Origin of the sequence: Cryptosporangium minutisporangium, assembly GCF_039536245.1 — a bacterium.
Classification (GTDB): domain Bacteria; phylum Actinomycetota; class Actinomycetes; order Mycobacteriales; family Cryptosporangiaceae; genus Cryptosporangium; species Cryptosporangium minutisporangium.
The window spans coordinates 148641-164330 of the sequence record NZ_BAAAYN010000002.1 but is presented as its reverse complement, the minus strand read 5'-3'; the positions used below and the strand labels follow the sequence as shown (position 1 = coordinate 164330).

The following is a 15690-nucleotide window of genomic DNA, read 5'->3' as shown; positions in this document are numbered from 1 at the left end:
CTGAAAAGGGCGAAGCCGGGCGTGTGCGTGAAGTTTCTGTGTGGGTTTCCGGCCGCGGTAGCGGCGGGGCGGGGCCTGCGTCGGCCCCGATGAGCTGGGGTTTCCTCGGGGGTGCACCATGGGGTGGCGGTCTGGGCTTCGAGATGCGGTCGGGTCAGCCGTGGCTAGACTCGAAAGCCTCGCCGGCTCCCACCAGCAGGCCCCCTGACCCCGCAAGTGCGAGGAGTTGCCGCCACCGTGACCGACCAGGCCCGCGCCGAGGTTCCCCCCTTCAAGGGTGCACAGTCCGACGGTGAGTCGACCTCCCTGCTGGCCACGGTCAGCTCGCCGGAGCAGCTGCGGGCCTTGCCCGCCGAGGCGCTGCCGACCCTGGCGGCCGAGATCCGTGACTTCCTGGTGGCCAAGGTCTCGAAGACCGGCGGCCACCTCGGTCCGAACCTCGGCGCGGTCGAGCTGACGATCGCGCTGCACCGGGTGTTCGAGTCCCCGGTCGACAAGATCCTGTTCGACACCGGCCACCAGGCCTACGTGCACAAGCTGCTCACCGGCCGGCACGACTTCGACAAGCTCCGCCAGCGCGGCGGCCTCTCCGGCTACCCGAGCCGGGCGGAGAGCACGCACGACCTGGTCGAGAACTCGCACGCGTCGACTGCGCTCTCCTACGCCGACGGCCTGGCCAAGGCGTTCGCGCTGCGCGGCGAGAAGCGGCACGTCGTGGCGCTGGTGGGCGACGGCGCGCTGACCGGCGGCATGTGCTGGGAGGCGATCAACAACATCGCCGCGGGCAAGGACCGGCCGGTCGTCATCGTCGTCAACGACAACGGTCGTTCGTACGCGCCCACGATCGGCGGCCTCGCCAACCACCTGGCGACGCTGCGCCTGAACCCGGGGTACGAGCGGGTGCTCGACGTGGTGCGCGAGTCGCTGTCCCGCACTCCGCTGGTCGGCGCGCCGCTCTACGACGCGCTGCACGGCGTGAAGCGCGGCCTGAAGGACGCGATCAGCCCGCAGGGCATGTTCGAAGACCTGGGCCTGAAGTACGTCGGCCCGGTGGACGGGCACGACCTCGACGCGCTGGAGTCGGCGCTGCGCCGGGCCAAGTCGTTCGGCGGTCCGGTGATCGTGCACACGGTCACCCGCAAGGGTTACGGCTACGCGCCGGCCGAAGCCGACGAGGCCGACAACTTCCACGGCCCGGGCGCGTTCGACCCGGCGACCGGCAAGTCGATCGCCCCGCCGACGCTGAAGTGGACCAAGGTCTTCTCCGAAGAGCTCGTCGCGGTCGCCGAGGAGCGGGAGGACATCGTCGGCATCACCGCGGCGATGGCGATCCCCACCGGCATCGACAAGCTCGCCCAGCGCTACCCGGAGCGGGCGTACGACGTCGGCATCGCCGAGCAGCACGCGGTCACGTCGGCGGCGGGCCTGGCGATGGGCGGTATGCACCCCGTCGTCGCGGTGTACGCCACGTTCCTCAACCGGGCGTTCGACCAGACGCTGCTCGACGTCGCGATGCACGAGCTGCCGGTCACGTTCGTCCTCGACCGGGCCGGGATCACCGGGCCGGACGGGCCGAGCCACTACGGCATCTGGGACCTGTCGATCCTGGGCGTCGTACCCGGGATCCGGGTTGCGGCGCCGCGCGACGCCGCGACGCTCCGCGAGGAGTTCCGCGAGGCGGTCGCGGTGAGCGACGGCCCGACCGTGGTGCGGTTCCCGACCGGCGCGGTCCCGGCCGACCTCCCGGCGGTGGCCCGGGTCGGCGGCGTGGACGTGCTGGTCGACGCCGGCAAGAAGCCGGACGTCCTACTGGTGAGCGTCGGCGCGTTCGCGCACACCGCGGTCGAGGTCGCGGCGCGAGCGGCCGAGCACGGCATCCGGGTGACGGTCGTCGACCCGCGGTGGGTGCGGCCGGTGCCCGCCGAGCTGGTGACGCTGGCCGGCGACGCCCAACTGGTCGTTTCGCTGGAGGACGGGGTTCGGGCGGGCGGTATCGGCACCGCGCTCGTGCAGGCGCTCTCCGACGCCGGTGTCGCGGTGCCGGTGCGCGACCTGGGCGTGCCCGCGGCCTGGCACCCGCACGGCTCGCGCGGCGAGATCCTGGCCGACCTGGGGCTCACCGCGCAGGACATCGCGCGCCAGATCACCGAGTGGGTGTCGCTCAGCGCTGACCAACCCTCCGAGTGGGCGGCCCGCTGAGAACCACGCCGGCCCCGCCCTCGGTGATCTCCACCCGGAGCACGGAGAGCACCTCGACGACGAGATGGCTCGGTGCCGCCCATCCCGGGTCGGACGCCAGCAGCCGCCGGGCCTGTTCGCCGATGTCTCCGTCGTCCATCAAGGCGTCCGCGAGCGCGGACGCGTCGATCACGATCATCGTGCGCCGCGTTGCTCCGCCAGCGTGGCCGCGGTCTCTCCGGCGAGCGATCAGGAGCCGTCCGACCGGCCGCTGAACTGCTGCAGCAGGGTCGTGTTCACGGAGCGGCGGGCCTGCATGCGGAACAGGTCGAGTAGGAAGGCTTGGAGCGACTGTCCCTTGACGCGTGCCTGTTCGACGAGAACATCGCGGACGTCGTCCGGAACGTCACGGATCCGGAGAGCGACCATGCATGCAGAATGCATGCGCGAGGTTCAGTTCGCTGACGCCTTCCGGAGGGCCAGCGAGGCGAAGGCGGCTGGTGGGCGGTCCCAGGGCCAGCTGTCGGACCACTCCCGGCGCCCCACCTTGTGATTGCGCGCCTCCTGGAGCACCTGGAGCGCCTTCGGTGGCAAAGCGGTCCCGTGCCGGTAGGCCAGGGCCACCGCGGCCGTCAGCGCCACCGTGAGATGTGCCGCCCCGAGCAGCTCGACGAGCCGGGCGTCCACCTCGATGTTGCCGGCCGCGCTGCTGCCCAGGTGTCCGAGGCTCAGGTTCGCGCTGCAGCGGGCGAGCGCGTGCGCGTCGTCCTCCGGGACCGCGATCAGGGCCGGCACCATGCCGGGCGTCGCGGGGAACCACGCCAGCAACTCCGCGGCGCCGGCCGCCACCGCCGGATCGGGGTCGGCGAGCCAGTTCAGGTAGCGGTACCCGTGCCGGGCGCCCGCCTCGTACGCGGCCTGGGCCCAGTAGGCGGCGACCGCGTCGGTGGCGGCGAGCTGCGCCTCGTCCGGACGGGTCTCCTCGTCGTAGAGCCAGGTGAGCACCGTCCGCTCGGTCTCGGACGTCACGCCGCGCGCGCCCGCGAACGCCGCGGCGGGGGAGAACGGCAGCTCGCCGTCCTCGCGGTCGCCCACCGAGAGCGCGCGCAGCAGCCCGATGAGGATCGCGCGGTCCGGCGTGTCCCTGGCCTCCACCAGCCCGACTACGAACTGGACCACGTACCGGGTCGCCTGCCAGCGGGTTCCCTGGTGATAGACGGTGCCCAGCAGCGCCGCGCAGGCGTTCTGCCGGACGTCCGGATCGCTCGACCGTAACGCCCGGAGATGCCCTGGGACGTCGGTGGCGACACCGTAGGCGTGGTGCAGCCGGTTCCACGGCACCGCATCGAGACCGGCGAGTGGTACCGGGGTCGAAGCGGGCGGTGGTGGGGGAGTCGACAGCATGCGCACCCCGCGATCGATACCACACCGCCGGAGTGGCGCTGCGCGCACGGTCGCCACCGAAGGCCGTCCAACGTGGACGTAACCGGCATTACGCCGCGCCCAGTGCCGACTGCCGTGCAGAGGAGGCTTACCGTCGGGGTGGGGGTTCGGTGTCGGGCTCCCGGCGACGGTACGCAGTAGGAGGCACGACGTGCGGGTGCTGGTGATCGAGGACGAGCGGGCTCTGGCCGACGCGGTGACCCGTGGTCTGCGCCGGGAAGGGATGGCCGTCGACGTCGCCTACAACGGAACCGACGGCCAGGAGATGGCCACCGTCACCCGTTACGACGTCGTCGTGCTCGACCGTGACCTGCCGGGCGTCCACGGGGACGTGATCTGCACCGAGCTGGCGGCCTCCGGCTCGCTCACCAGAGTCCTCATGCTGACCGCCAGCGGCACGGTCGCCGATCGCGTCGAGGGCCTCGGTATCGGCGCGGACGACTACCTCGCGAAGCCGTTCGCGTTCGAGGAGCTGGTCGCTCGCGTCCGCGCGCTCGGCCGGCGGGCGACCCCGCCCGCGCCGCCGGTGCTGGCCGTCGGCGACGTCGAGCTGGACCCGGCCCGCCGGGTGGTCAGCCGCGCCGGGCGTCCGGTCGACCTGACCCGCAAGGAGTTCGGCGTCCTGGAGGTGCTGCTGTCCGCCCGCGGCGCGGTGATCTCCAGCGAGGAGCTGCTCGAACGGGTGTGGGACGCCAACGCTGATCCGTTCACCACGACCGTGCGGGTGACGATGATGACGCTACGCAAGAAGCTCGGTGATCCGCCGCTGATCGAGACGGTGGTCGGTGCCGGCTACCGGGTGACACCGAGATGACCGTGTACGGGGGGACGGCCCCGGTACGCCCGTCTCGCCTGCGCCCGACGCTTCGGCTGCGGCTGACGCTGCTCAACGGGATCCTGCTGGTCGGCGCCGGCCTGCTCCTGCTGGTGCTCTCCTACCTTCTGGTCCGCGACCAGCTGATGTCCACCGAGCAGCTCGCGCCGGGCTCCAGCGTCACGCTCGTCGACGCGGACGGCAGTACGCACACCGAGAGTGCGACCGCATGGCAGGAGAGCGTGGCGTCCACCACGACGACCGACCTCCTGGTGAAGGGCTTCCTCGCGCTGGTCGCGATCGGCGTGGCCGGAGTGGCGGGCGGACACCTGCTCACCGGGCGGGCGCTGCGCCCGCTGCACCAGGTGACCGCGACCGCCCGCCGCCTCTCCACCGAGACGCTCGACCACCGGCTGCACCACACCGGCCCGGACGACGAGGTGAAGGAGCTGGCCGACACGTTCGACAGCATGCTCGACCGGTTGTCCGCCGCGTTCGGCAGCCAGAAGCGGTTCGTCGCGAACGCCAGCCACGAGCTCCGCACACCGCTCGCGGTCATGCGGACGGAGATCGACGTGACGCTCGCCGACTCCGACGCCACGGTCGAGGATCTCCGCCGGATGGGCACCGTGGTCCGGGATGCGTCCAGCCGAGCGAACGAGCTGATCGAGGCCCTCCTGCTGCTCGCCCGCACCGAGGCGCAGGCCGGACGGCTGGCCAAGCAGATCCCGGTGGACCTGGCCCGCGGCGTGCCCTCCACGCTGGCGGCGGTCGCGGCCGAGACCGAGCGGCTCTCGCTCCAGGTCAGCACGGATTTTGCGCCGGCGGTCGTGGTGGGGGACCCGAGCCTGCTGGAGCGGCTGGCCGGCAACCTGGTGGAGAACGCGGTCCGCTACAACCTCACCCATGGCGTCCTGAACGTGCGGACCGGCAGCGACGGCAGGCAGGCGTGGCTGGTGGTCGCCAACGACGGACCGGACCTCGACCAGCGCGACGTCCCGGGGCTGTTCGAGCCGTTCCGGCGCGGCGGTGTGGAGCGCACCGGCACCCGTGGCGCAGGCCTGGGGCTCTCGATCGTCCGAGCGGTCGCGGGTGCGCACGGCGGAACCGTGCAGGCAGTGGCGCGCCCCGGCGGCGGGCTCGAGGTGACGGTGCTGATCCCCGCGGCGGATCCGGCGATCGCCGCGACGCTCACCGCGCCGGGCCGCGACGCCGCCCCGACCGGGCGGGTCCGTGGTGTCGCGCGTCCCCAACCCCGCTGACCCGCCGCTGAGCCGTGCGTGGGGCGGCTTCTCGGCGCGGTTTTCCCCAAACAATTCCTCTGAATGGTGGAGTGGATGGTGACCATGGCTCGTCCGCGCCGCCGAGGCAGTTATCCTGTCCGGGTGGTGCTGCGGCCCCAGCGCGGCACCCCGGAGAATCGGGCCGGTGTCCGCGACCCCCGCGAGAGCGAGAGGAACTCCCACCCGCAATGACCATCGCCGTGTCGACCGTGCTCGTCGTGACGAGCTTGGCGCTGATCCTGCTGATCCTGCTCCACCGTGGTAAGGGTGGAGGTTTGTCCAGCATGTTCGGTGGTGGCGTCTCCTCTAACCTCTCCGGTTCCTCGGTCGCGGAGAAGAACCTCGACCGGATCACGATCGCTACCGGCGTGATCTGGTTCGCCTGCATCGTGACGCTCGGGTTGCTGCTGAAGACGACCGCCGGCGCCTGATTTCTCGGGCTCGGTCGACCCCGGCAGCGACCACCCCACCCACCCCCTCTGGGAAGGAACGGAGCGCTGTAACCGTGGCTGGTGGAAATGCCATCCGAGGTACCCGCGTGGGCGCGGGGCCGATGGGAGAGGCGGAGCGGGGGGAGTCAGCGCCCCGCCGTCACATTCCCTTCTACTGCGCTAACGGACACGTGACCCGCGTGTCGTTCGCCCAGGAAGCGGCCGAGCCGGAGCACTGGGACTGTCCGCGGTGCGGGCTGCCCGCCGGTAAGGACCGGGAGAACCCGCCGGCCGCTCCGCGTAACGAGCCGTACAAGACGCACCTGGCCTACGTGCGGGAACGGCGCAGCGACGCAGACGGTGAGGCGATCCTCGAGGAAGCGCTTGCGAAAGTCAGGGCTCGCCGAGGCGAGATCTGAGTCGTAGCTGACGCGCTCCGCCCCGCGGCGCGGTGCGACCCACCCGCGCGCGGTACGAACGTCGAACAGCCCCCATCCCTCCCGGGACGGGGGCTGTTCACGTTCCGGCCGGATCAGCCTCGGCGGAGGCGGAGTTCCGGGGGCACCTTGACCGCCGCGGCCTCGTCCACCAACCACAACGTCCGGACGCCGCCCCGCGCACCGGCCGCCGGGATCTGGACGCGTCCCGCGCCGGCCAGCGCCAGCCCCACCGCCTCGGCCTTACCGGCCCCGGCGGCGAGCAGCCACACCTCGTCCGCGCTGGTGATCGTGCCGAACGTCAGCGAGATCCGGGTGGGCGGTGGCTTCGGGCAGTTCCGGACGGCGGTCACCAGTCCTTCGTCGTACGCCGCCGGTGACTCCGGGAAGATCGACGCGATGTGCCCTTCCGGCCCGACGCCGAGCAGCAGCACGTCGAACTTCGGCAGCGACGTGCCGGCCCGCGCGACCTTCGACAGTTCGTCGGCGTAGCGCTCGGCCGCGGTCTCCGGGTCGCTGCCGGTGTCGGCGGGCATCCGGTGCACGCGTGCCGGATTGACCGGGACGTGGTCGAGCAGGGCCTCGTTGGCCTGCACCTCGTTGCGCTCGGGGTCGCCGGGCGCCAGGTACCGCTCGTCGCCCCACCAGATGTCGACCGCGCCCCAGTCGATCGCGTCCCTGGCCGGGCTCGCGTTGAGCGCCTTGAGCGTCCCGATGCCGACGCCGCCGCCGGTCAGGACGATCGAGGCGCTACCCCGGGCCTGCTGCGCGTCGACGATCCGCACCATCAGCCGGGCCGCGGCCGCCGCGGCCAGCACGTCGGCGTCCCGGTGGACGACGACCGAGAGTTCGCCCACGGTCATGAGGGGGTGGCGGGGGAGGCGGCGGGCATGGGGTCCTTCCAGACGTGCGAACGGAACGGCGAGCGCTGGTTGAGCCCGGTCAGCCCGGTAGCGGCGCCGAGCGCCTCACCGTAGGGCTGGTCCGGGTCGAGCCGTTTGATCTCCTCGGCGAGCTGCTCGCCGAGCGTCCGCCTGGCCAGCGGCTGGATCCGGTCGGGTACCCCGGTCCGGCGCAGGATCGCGTGGTGGCTGTCCTGCCGGACCACCGAGATCGTCGTGCCGTCGTCGATCTCGACGGTGACCTCGGCGATGCCCCGCTTCGCGGTCTCCTGCAGATCGACGTCGAGGCCCAGTCGGCTGCGCAACCAGCCGACCAGCAGCGTGCCGGTGACGTTGCGCGGCGCGGTGACCACCTTCACCGACAACGGCCGCCCGGTCACGGTGTCGAAGGCCCCGGCCAGCAGCGTCCGCCAGGGCGTCGTCCGGGACCAACCGAGGTCGGTGTCGCCCGGCGCGTAGTCCTCGGCCCGGCCGTGCAGCGCCGCGATCGGGTCGGCGGCCTCGCGGGCGTCGGTGACCCGGCGGTCGGCGAAGACGCCGAGCGGGTCGTACGCGATCCTCTCCGGCGGCTCCCCGTGCCACCACGTCACGACCGGAACGTCCGGCGCGAGCAGCGGCAGCGTGACCGACTCGGCGTGGGCGGCGAGCCGCCCGTACATCCGCATCACGACGGCCTCACCGGGGCCCAGCCGACCACCGACCGAGATCTCCGCGTCCAGCCGCGGCATCGGTGCCTCGATCTGGCGCCGGACCACGATGAGCAGGCGGCACGGGTGGGCGGCGGCGGCCACGCTGGCGGCGTCCTCGGCCGCCGCCACGTGCTTCTCGTTGGCGACGACGACCAGGGTCAGCGCAACGCCACTCGCGACGAAACCGGCGGCCCGGCGCGACTCCGACAGCGCCTTGACCACGTCGGTGCCGGTGGTGTCCCAGAGTGTCGTCACGGCCGCCTCCAGGTGCGTCCTTCGCGGGCGAGCATCTCGTCCGCGGCCTTGGGGCCCCACTCACCGGCCCGGTACTTGTGCGGCGCCGTGCCCTCCCAGTAGTCCTCCAGCGCGTCGATCACCACCCAGCTGGCCTCGACCTCGTCCGCGTTCGGGAACAGCGTCGCGTCGCCGATCAGCACGTCCAGGATCAACCGCTCGTACGCCTCGGGGGAGGACTCGGTGAACGCCTCGCCGTACAGGAAGTCCATCGCGACGTCGCGGACCTCCATCGCCGAGCCGGGCACCTTCGAGCCGAACTTCATCGTCATGCCCTCGTCCGGCTGCACCTTGATCACCAGCTGGTTCTGGCCGAGCGCCTCGGTGTCGGTGTCGGCGAACGGCAGGTGCGGCGCGCGCTTGAACAGCACCGCGATCTCGGTGACCCGGCGCGGCAGGCGCTTGCCCGCCCGGACGTAGAACGGCACCCCGGCCCAGCGCCGCGTCTGCACGCCGAGCTTGATCGCCGCGTACGTCTCGGTGGTCGAGTCCGGCGGGATGTCCTTCTCCTGGAGGTACCCCGGCACGCGCTGACCGGCCAGCCAGCCCTGCTCGTACTGCCCGCGGATCGCGTCGTGCTCGAGGTCGTCCGGGATCTTCGTCGCGTGCAGGACCTTGAGCTTCTCGGTGCGGATCGCCTCCGACGAGAAGCTCACCGGCTCCTCCATCGCGGTGAGCGCGAGCAGCTGGAGCAGGTGGTTCTGGATCACGTCGCGGGCGGTACCGGTCTTGTCGTAGAACCCGGCCCGGGTCCCGATGCCGACGTCCTCGGCCATCGTGATCTGCACCGAGTCGACGTAGTGCGCGTTCCAGACCGGCTCGAACAGCTGGTTGGCGAACCGCAGCGCGAGCAGGTTCTGGACCGTCTCCTTGCCCAGGTAGTGGTCGATCCGGAACACGTCGTCGGCCGTGAACACGTTGTCGACCAGACGGTTGAGTTCCTTGGAGGACTCCACGTCGTGGCCGAACGGCTTCTCGACGACGACCCGCCGCCACCCGCCGGAGGTGGTGCTGTCCGCCATCTTCGTTCGCTCGAGCTGGTTGAGAACCATCGGGAACAGCGCCGGCGGGATCGACAGGTAGAACGCGGCGTTGCCGAGGATGCCGTGCTCGTCGTGCAGTTCCTTGAGCGCCCCGGCGAGGTGGTCGAACGCCTCGTCGTCGTCGAACGAGCCCGCGACGAACCGGATGTTCTCCGAGAGGCGCTCCCAGGCGTCCTCGCGCCACTGGGTGCGCGCGCCGTTCTTCGCCCACTCCCGGGCGACCTCCTCGAACTCCCCGTCGCCCCAGTCGCGTCGGGCGAAGCCGAGGACGACGAAGCCGGGCGGCAGCAGGTCGCGGTTGGCGAGGTCGTAGATCGCCGGGATGAGCTTCTTACGGGACAGGTCGCCGGTGACCCCGAAGATGACCAGCGCACAGGGCTCGGGGACCCGCGGCAGCCGTCGGTCGGCCGGGTCACGCAGCGGATTGGCCGCGCGTCCCCCCGGCGACGCGGTGAGCTGCGACGGCGGGATGGTGCCCGCCGCGGGTTTGTCGGCCGCCGGGCTGGACGCGGTGGGGCTGCCCGCCGCCGGTGTGCCGGCTGGCGCTGCAGCCGCGGGCTTTCCGCCGGCGTCCGGGTCGGACGTGTCCGGGGCGGACTTCGCCCCGGAGGATGGTTTGCCGGACGCCTTGGGAGCGCCCGTGGCCGGTTTGGTCATCGCACCGCCTCGAGAAGCTGGGCCAGGCCGGCGGCCCGGTCGGTGAGGTGAAGCCGAACGATCGGGCGGCCACTGCCGACGTGGCCGCCGAGCGTGCGGAGATCGCGGGCGGCCCGAGCCGCCCGGGGGAGGACCGGCGTGCGGAGAGGCGAGGGGGCGTTCTCGGAAGGGTCCGCCGCGGCGGCCGTCACCGTGCCGACGGCGCCCGCAGCGCCGTCNGGTGACGGTCGGCCCACCGTCGACGGTGGGCCTCCTGGAATCAGGCATCGACCGCGGAGAGCTGCTTCTTCACCGAGTCGAGCAGCTCGGTCCAGGACTGCTCGAACTTCTCGACGCCCTCGCGCTCCAGCAGGTCGACGACGTCGTCGTAGTCGATCCCGATGCCGGCCAGCGCGTCGAGCGTCGCCTGCGCCTCGGCGTAGTACGGGGTGACCGTGTCGCCGCGCACCACACCGTGGTCGTCGACGGCCTTGAGCGTGGCCTCCGGCATCGTGTTCACGGTGCCCGGAGCGACCAGCTCGACGACGTACTGGGTGTCGTCGTACGCCGGGTCCTTGACGCCGGTCGAGGCCCAGAGCGGACGCTGCGGCTTCGCGCCGGCGTCGGCGAGGGTCTGCCACCGCTCGCCCGAGAAGACCTTCTCGTAGTCGCGGTAGGCGAGCCGGGCGTTGGCGATCGCCGCCTTGCCGCGCAGCGCCTTGGCCTCGTCCGAGCCGAGCTTGTCCAGCCGCTTGTCGATCTCGCTGTCGACCCGGGAGACGAAGAACGACGCGACCGAGGACAGCCGCGACAGGTCGCGCCCGTTGGCCTTGGCCTTCTCCAGACCGGCCAGGTAGGCCTCCATGACCTCGCCGTACCGCTCGAGGCTGAAGATCAGCGTCACGTTGACGCTGACGCCCTCGGCGAGCGCCGCGGTGATCGCGGGCAGGCCGGCCTTCGTCGCGGGGATCTTGATGTAGAGGTTCGGCCGGTCGACCAGCCACCAGAGGGCCTTGGCCTCGGCGATGGTGGCCTCGGTGTCGTTCGCGAGCCGCGGGTCGACCTCCAGCGAGAGCCGGCCGTCGACGCCGTCGGTGCGGTCGTAGACCGGGCGGAGCAGGTCGCAGCCGTCCCGGATGTCGGTGGCGGTGACCATCCGGATCGCCTCGTCGACCGAGACCTTCCGGGCCTTCAGGTCGGTCAGCGTCTCCGCGTAGGTGTCGACGTCCCCGAGCGCCTTGGCGAAGATCGTCGGGTTGCTCGTCACCCCGACGACGTGCTTCTCCTTGACGAGCTGAGCGAGGTTGCCGCTGTTCAGGCGCTGGCGGGAGATGTCGTCGAGCCAGACCGCCACGCCTGCGGCGGACAGTTCGGCAAGTGCGTCGGACATGATGGGCGTCCCTTTCTGTCGAAATCGGCTCGTGAGCCGGGGATTCCGCCCGGCCCGCTCGAACTCGGTGCACCGGATCCCGGACGCACCGGCGCCCCGGGGCCCGTGTGGGCCCCGGGGCTTCGTGGTCAGTTGCCGGTCGCGCTGCCGGTGATGTTGCCGACCCTGGTGAGGCTGGCGTGCGCGGCCGCGACGATGCGGTCGGGCGTGAAGCCGAACTGCTCGTAGAGCACCGTGTAGGGGGCGCTCGCGCCGAAGTGCTCGATCGAGACGGACTCGCCGGCGTCGCCGATCAGGCTGCGCCACGGCATCGCGATGCCCGCCTCGACGCTCACCCGCGCCTTGACGCCCTTGGGGATAACCTGCTCGCGGTAGGACGCGTCCTGCTCCTCGAACCACTCGAAGCACGGCACCGAGACCAGCCGGGTCGGCGTTCCGTTCTCCTCCAGCCGCTTGCGAGCGACGTCGGCGAGCGCGACCTCCGAGCCGGTGGCCAGCAGGATCACCTCCGGGTTGCCACCGCTGGCCTCGGCCAGGATGTAGGCGCCCTTCGCCGCGTTCTCGACCGGCGCGTACTCACCGCTCTCCCGGTCGAACGTGGGGAGGTTCTGCCGGGACAGCGCCAGCGCGGTCGGCCGGTCGGTGTGCTCCAGCGCCTGCTTCCACGCGACCACGGTCTCGTTCGCGTCCGCCGGGCGGACGACGTCCAGGCCGGGGATCGCCCGCAGCGCGGTGAGGTGCTCGATCGGCTGGTGCGTGGGACCGTCCTCGCCGAGGCCGATCGAGTCGTGCGTCCAGACGTAGATCGTCGGCAGCTTCATCAGCGCCGCGAGCCGGACCGCCGGCCGCATGTAGTCGCTGAACACCAGGAACGTGCCGCCGTACGGACGGGTACCGCCGTGCAGCGCGATGCCGTTGAGGATCGAGCCCATCGCGTGCTCGCGGATGCCGAAGTGGAGCACCCGGCCGTACGGGCCACCGCTGAACATCTTGGTCTGGCGGTCGGCCGGCACGAACGACGGCTCGCCCTTCGGCGTGGTCAGGTTGGACTCGGCGAGGTCGGCCGAGCCGCCCCACAGCTCCGGCAGCGCCGGCGCGATCGCGGTCAGCACCTCGCCGGACGCCTTCCGGGTCGCGACGCCCTTCGGATCGGCCGGGAACGTCGGGAGCTTCTCGGACCAACCCTCGGGCAGCGTGCGGGTCGCCATCCGGTCGAACAGCGCCTTGCGCTCCGGGTTGGCCTCGGCCCACTTCGCGAACTCGGTGTCCCAGGCCTCGTGCGCGGCCCGGCCGCGGTCACGGACCTGGCGGGCCCGGTCCAGGGTGTCCGGATCCACCTGGAACGTCTTGTCCGGGTCGAAGCCGAGGATCTCCTTGGTGGCCTTGACCTCGGCCTCGCCCAGCGCGGCGCCGTGCGCCTTGCCGGTGCCCTGCAGCTTCGGCGCGGGCCAGCCGATGATCGTGCTCAGCTGGATGAACGACGGCCGGTTCGTCTCGGCCTTGGTCGCCTGCAGCGCGTCCCAGAGCGCCTGGATGTTCTCGGAGTACTTCTCGCCCGCGGTCCAGTCGACCGTCTGTACGTGCCAGCCGTAGGCCTCGTACCGCTTGGCGACGTCCTCGGAGAAGGCGACGTTGGTGTCGTCCTCGATCGAGATCTTGTTGTCGTCGTAAATCAGCGTCAGGTTGCCCAGCTGCTGGTGACCGGCGATCGAGGAGGCCTCACCGCTGATCCCCTCCTCCAGGTCACCGTCGGACGCGATCGCCCAGATGTGGTGGTCGAACGGGCTCTGGCCGGCCGGGGCGTCCGGGTCGAACAGCCCGCGTTCGCGACGGGCGGCCATCGCCATGCCGACTGCGTTGCCGACGCCCTGGCCGAGCGGTCCGGTCGTGGTCTCGACACCCGGGGTGTGGCCGTGCTCCGGGTGACCCGGGGTCTGGCTGCCCCACTGCCGCAGCGACTGCAGGTCTTCCAGGCTCAGCGGGTAGCCGGAGAGGAAGAGCTGGATGTAGAGCGTCAGACTGGAGTGCCCAGCCGACAGAACGAAGCGGTCGCGGCCGGTCCAGTTGGGGTCGGTCGGGTCGTGCTTGAGCACCTTGTTGAACAACAGGTAGGCCAGGGGGGCCAGGCTCATCGCGGTGCCCGGGTGGCCGTTGCCCGACTTTTCGACGGCATCGGCGGCCAGGACGCGGGCGGTGTCGACCGCACGGGCGTCCTGATCGTTCCAGTCGAGTACTGCGTCGTTCTCCGAGCTGCTCACAGGCTTGTCCCTCGTCCGTGTCCTTCTTCAGGACGGAATGCCGTTCCGGCCGGGGGAGTTCCGCGACCGGCTCCTTGGAAAACCCTACCCACCCAGTGAGTAACGACGCGTCTCCGGCTGGTGTCGCGTGAATGTCAGTCCGGTGCGGAACGCCCGTTCGCGTCCCACAACACTGTTTCGGGCTCCGCGGGTGGCGCGATTCCGGCGCGTCCCACCCACCCACAGCGTGTAGACGATTGGTGGCGGTCTACCATGACCCAGGCGCGCCGTCAGCGTCGCGTCGCAGGTTTGAAAGCGCCGTCGCATCGGGGTTTTCAAGTGCCCGACAGGTGTCCGGTGGAGCCGCCGTAACGGCCCGGCGGAGCACGGTCGGAACGATCGGAAGGTGGACGGTCTGCTGTGACCCCCCGCATCCCGTGTCCGCGGCTCGGTCGCCCCGGGCTGGTTCGGGCACTACCGAGCGCTTGCGCGAGGTCCGGCAAGCCCAGTTGCGAAGCACTTCTGGTGGCGGAGCCGGCATGACTGCTCAGCTCGAGACGCCGACCCCTCCGGCACCGTCGCGCCTCAGCCCTCTCGGCGTCGTCAAGGCCTACGTCGCGCTGACCAAGCCGCGCATCATCGAGACGCTGCTGGTCTCCACGGTTCCGACCATGCTGCTCGCCGAGCAGGGCATGCCCTCGCTCTGGCTGATCGTGGCGACCGTCCTCGGCGGCACGCTCGCCGCGGGCAGTGCGAACGCGCTCAACTGCTACATCGACCGGGACATCGACGAGAAGATGTCCCGGACGAAGCGCCGTCCGCTGGCGCAGCACACCGTGGCGCCGCGTAGCGCGCTGATCTTCGGCATCACGCTCGGTGTGATCGCGGTGGCGTTCCTCTGGTGGCAGACGAACGCGCTGGCCGCGGGTCTCGCCCTCGCGGCGATCCTGTTCTACGTGCTCGTCTACACCGCGGTGCTCAAGCGGCGCACCAGCCAGAACATCGTCTGGGGCGGCGCGGCCGGCTGCATGCCGGTGCTGATCGGCTGGGCCGCGGTCACCGGTTCGCTGAGCTGGGCTCCGCTGGTGCTGTTCGGCGTCATCTTCTTCTGGACGCCGCCGCACTACTGGCCGCTGGCGATGAAGTTCCGCGCCGACTACGCGAAGGCCGGCGTCCCGATGCTGCCCGTGGTGGCGGCGCCGAGGGTCGTCACCGGTCAGATCCTGGCGTACTCGTGGGCGATGGTGGTCTGCTCGCTGCTGCTCTGGCCGCTGGCCACCGGGTGGATCTACGGGCTCACCGCGCTGGTGCTCGGTGGGTGGTTCCTGGTCGAGGCGCACCGGCTCAACCGGCAGGTCCGGCGGGAGCTCAAGGTCAAGCCGATGCGGCTGTTCCACCTCTCGATCACGTACCTCACGTTGTTGTTCCTCGCCGTCGCCGTAGACGCCCTGATCTCGTAACGGGTGCCCGCCCGCCGCGGGTTCGACACGGCCGGTTCGACACGGGCGTGGTGCTGGTCGCAGTCGCGCGCGTGCTGGGCTACCGACCGGTAACGTGTGCGCATGGCCGAGACCGTGGAAGAGCAGACCACCCCGAAGCCCAAAGTTGGGCCGATCGTGAAGCGGCTGCGGAGCTTCGCGAAGGCGCACGACGGTGCGACCGCGGTGGTGGAGTACATCGGGCAGAAGGGCGCGCGGATCGTCCTCGTCGGGGGCGACGGGCGCTGGGGCGACCAGGTCGTCGCCGGGGGCGTCGAGGCGGCGACCACGGCGTGCGCCGAGGCCGAGATCCCGGTGAAGGACGAGTGGGAGCGCGACCTCGTGACCGGCATCAAGACGGACTCGTACGAGTGGAACTACATGGGCGGGTCAGCCGCTCGAGGCGGCGGCACCCGCTAGTACCAGGGGCTAGTG

At 71.4% G+C, this 15690-nt stretch carries 15 protein-coding genes; 7 read left to right on the top strand and 8 right to left on the bottom strand.

What is annotated here, in order from left to right:
- Positions 1-306: 306 nt before the first annotated feature.
- Complete coding sequence (gene dxs / locus ABEB28_RS02035) at positions 307-2199, top strand: 1-deoxy-D-xylulose-5-phosphate synthase (protein WP_345726236.1); 1893 nt, start codon at positions 307-309, stop codon at positions 2197-2199.
- Here dxs and ABEB28_RS02030 read toward each other — a convergent pair.
- From ABEB28_RS02030 to ABEB28_RS02020, 3 genes are read right to left on the bottom strand one after another with little or no spacing between them, the layout of a single operon-like run.
- On the bottom strand, positions 2162-2377 hold the full coding sequence (locus ABEB28_RS02030) for a hypothetical protein (protein ID WP_345726186.1): 216 nt from the start codon (positions 2375-2377) through the stop codon (positions 2162-2164). The genes dxs and ABEB28_RS02030 overlap by 38 nt on opposite strands.
- Positions 2378-2427: 50 nt before the next feature.
- Positions 2428-2607: a hypothetical protein gene (locus tag ABEB28_RS02025; RefSeq protein ID WP_345726185.1), complete on the bottom strand. Its 180-nt coding sequence runs from the start codon at positions 2605-2607 to the stop codon at positions 2428-2430.
- Between the two features lie 24 nt (positions 2608-2631).
- On the bottom strand, positions 2632-3582 hold the full coding sequence (locus tag ABEB28_RS02020) for a hypothetical protein (protein WP_345726184.1): 951 nt from the start codon (positions 3580-3582) through the stop codon (positions 2632-2634).
- Positions 3583-3772: 190 nt separating this feature from the next.
- Between ABEB28_RS02020 and ABEB28_RS02015 the strand changes: the two genes are divergently transcribed.
- From ABEB28_RS02015 to ABEB28_RS02000, 4 genes are all read left to right on the top strand, one after another.
- Positions 3773-4435, top strand: a complete 663-nt coding sequence (locus ABEB28_RS02015) for a response regulator transcription factor (protein ID WP_345726183.1) — start codon at positions 3773-3775, stop codon at positions 4433-4435.
- Positions 4432-5697: a HAMP domain-containing sensor histidine kinase gene (locus ABEB28_RS02010; RefSeq protein ID WP_345726182.1), complete on the top strand. Its 1266-nt coding sequence runs from the start codon at positions 4432-4434 to the stop codon at positions 5695-5697. Before ABEB28_RS02015 ends, ABEB28_RS02010 begins: the two co-directional genes overlap by 4 nt.
- A 209-nt stretch (positions 5698-5906) precedes the next feature.
- Positions 5907-6149: a preprotein translocase subunit SecG gene (gene secG / locus ABEB28_RS02005; protein ID WP_084740175.1), complete on the top strand. Its 243-nt coding sequence runs from the start codon at positions 5907-5909 to the stop codon at positions 6147-6149.
- A gap of 74 nt (positions 6150-6223) precedes the next feature.
- Entirely contained in the window at positions 6224-6568 is a 345-nt protein-coding gene (locus ABEB28_RS02000; protein WP_345726181.1) for an RNA polymerase-binding protein RbpA, read from the top strand.
- A gap of 113 nt (positions 6569-6681) precedes the next feature.
- Here ABEB28_RS02000 and pgl read toward each other — a convergent pair whose 3' ends face one another.
- The 5 genes from pgl to tkt all read right to left on the bottom strand — a co-directional run bounded on the left by pgl (position 6682) and on the right by tkt (position 13798).
- Positions 6682-7443 carry a 6-phosphogluconolactonase gene (gene pgl / locus ABEB28_RS01995; RefSeq protein ID WP_345726180.1) on the bottom strand — a complete coding sequence of 254 codons (762 nt, stop codon included), beginning with the start codon at positions 7441-7443 and terminating at the stop codon, positions 6682-6684.
- 2 nt (positions 7444-7445) lie between these two features.
- Positions 7446-8432, bottom strand: a complete 987-nt coding sequence (locus ABEB28_RS01990) for a glucose-6-phosphate dehydrogenase assembly protein OpcA (protein WP_345726179.1) — start codon at positions 8430-8432, stop codon at positions 7446-7448.
- Positions 8429-10171, bottom strand: coding sequence for a glucose-6-phosphate dehydrogenase (gene zwf / locus ABEB28_RS01985; protein ID WP_345726177.1), 1743 nt, complete (start codon positions 10169-10171; stop codon positions 8429-8431). Before zwf ends, ABEB28_RS01990 begins: the two co-directional genes overlap by 4 nt.
- A gap of 259 nt (positions 10172-10430) precedes the next feature.
- The gene (gene tal, locus ABEB28_RS01980; protein ID WP_345726176.1) at positions 10431-11540 is read right to left on the bottom strand and encodes a transaldolase; all 1110 of its coding nucleotides are present in this window, start codon (positions 11538-11540) and stop codon (positions 10431-10433) included.
- A 128-nt stretch (positions 11541-11668) separates the two neighbouring features.
- Positions 11669-13798: a transketolase gene (gene tkt / locus ABEB28_RS01975; protein WP_345726175.1), complete on the bottom strand. Its 2130-nt coding sequence runs from the start codon at positions 13796-13798 to the stop codon at positions 11669-11671.
- Between the two features lie 518 nt (positions 13799-14316).
- Between tkt and ABEB28_RS01970 the strand changes: the two genes are divergently transcribed.
- Positions 14317-15237: a heme o synthase gene (locus ABEB28_RS01970; RefSeq protein WP_345726174.1), complete on the top strand. Its 921-nt coding sequence runs from the start codon at positions 14317-14319 to the stop codon at positions 15235-15237.
- Positions 15238-15339: 102 nt separating this feature from the next.
- Positions 15340-15675 carry a hypothetical protein gene (locus ABEB28_RS01965; protein ID WP_345726173.1) on the top strand — a complete coding sequence of 112 codons (336 nt, stop codon included), beginning with the start codon at positions 15340-15342 and terminating at the stop codon, positions 15673-15675.
- The last annotated feature ends 15 nt before the right edge of the window (positions 15676-15690 follow it).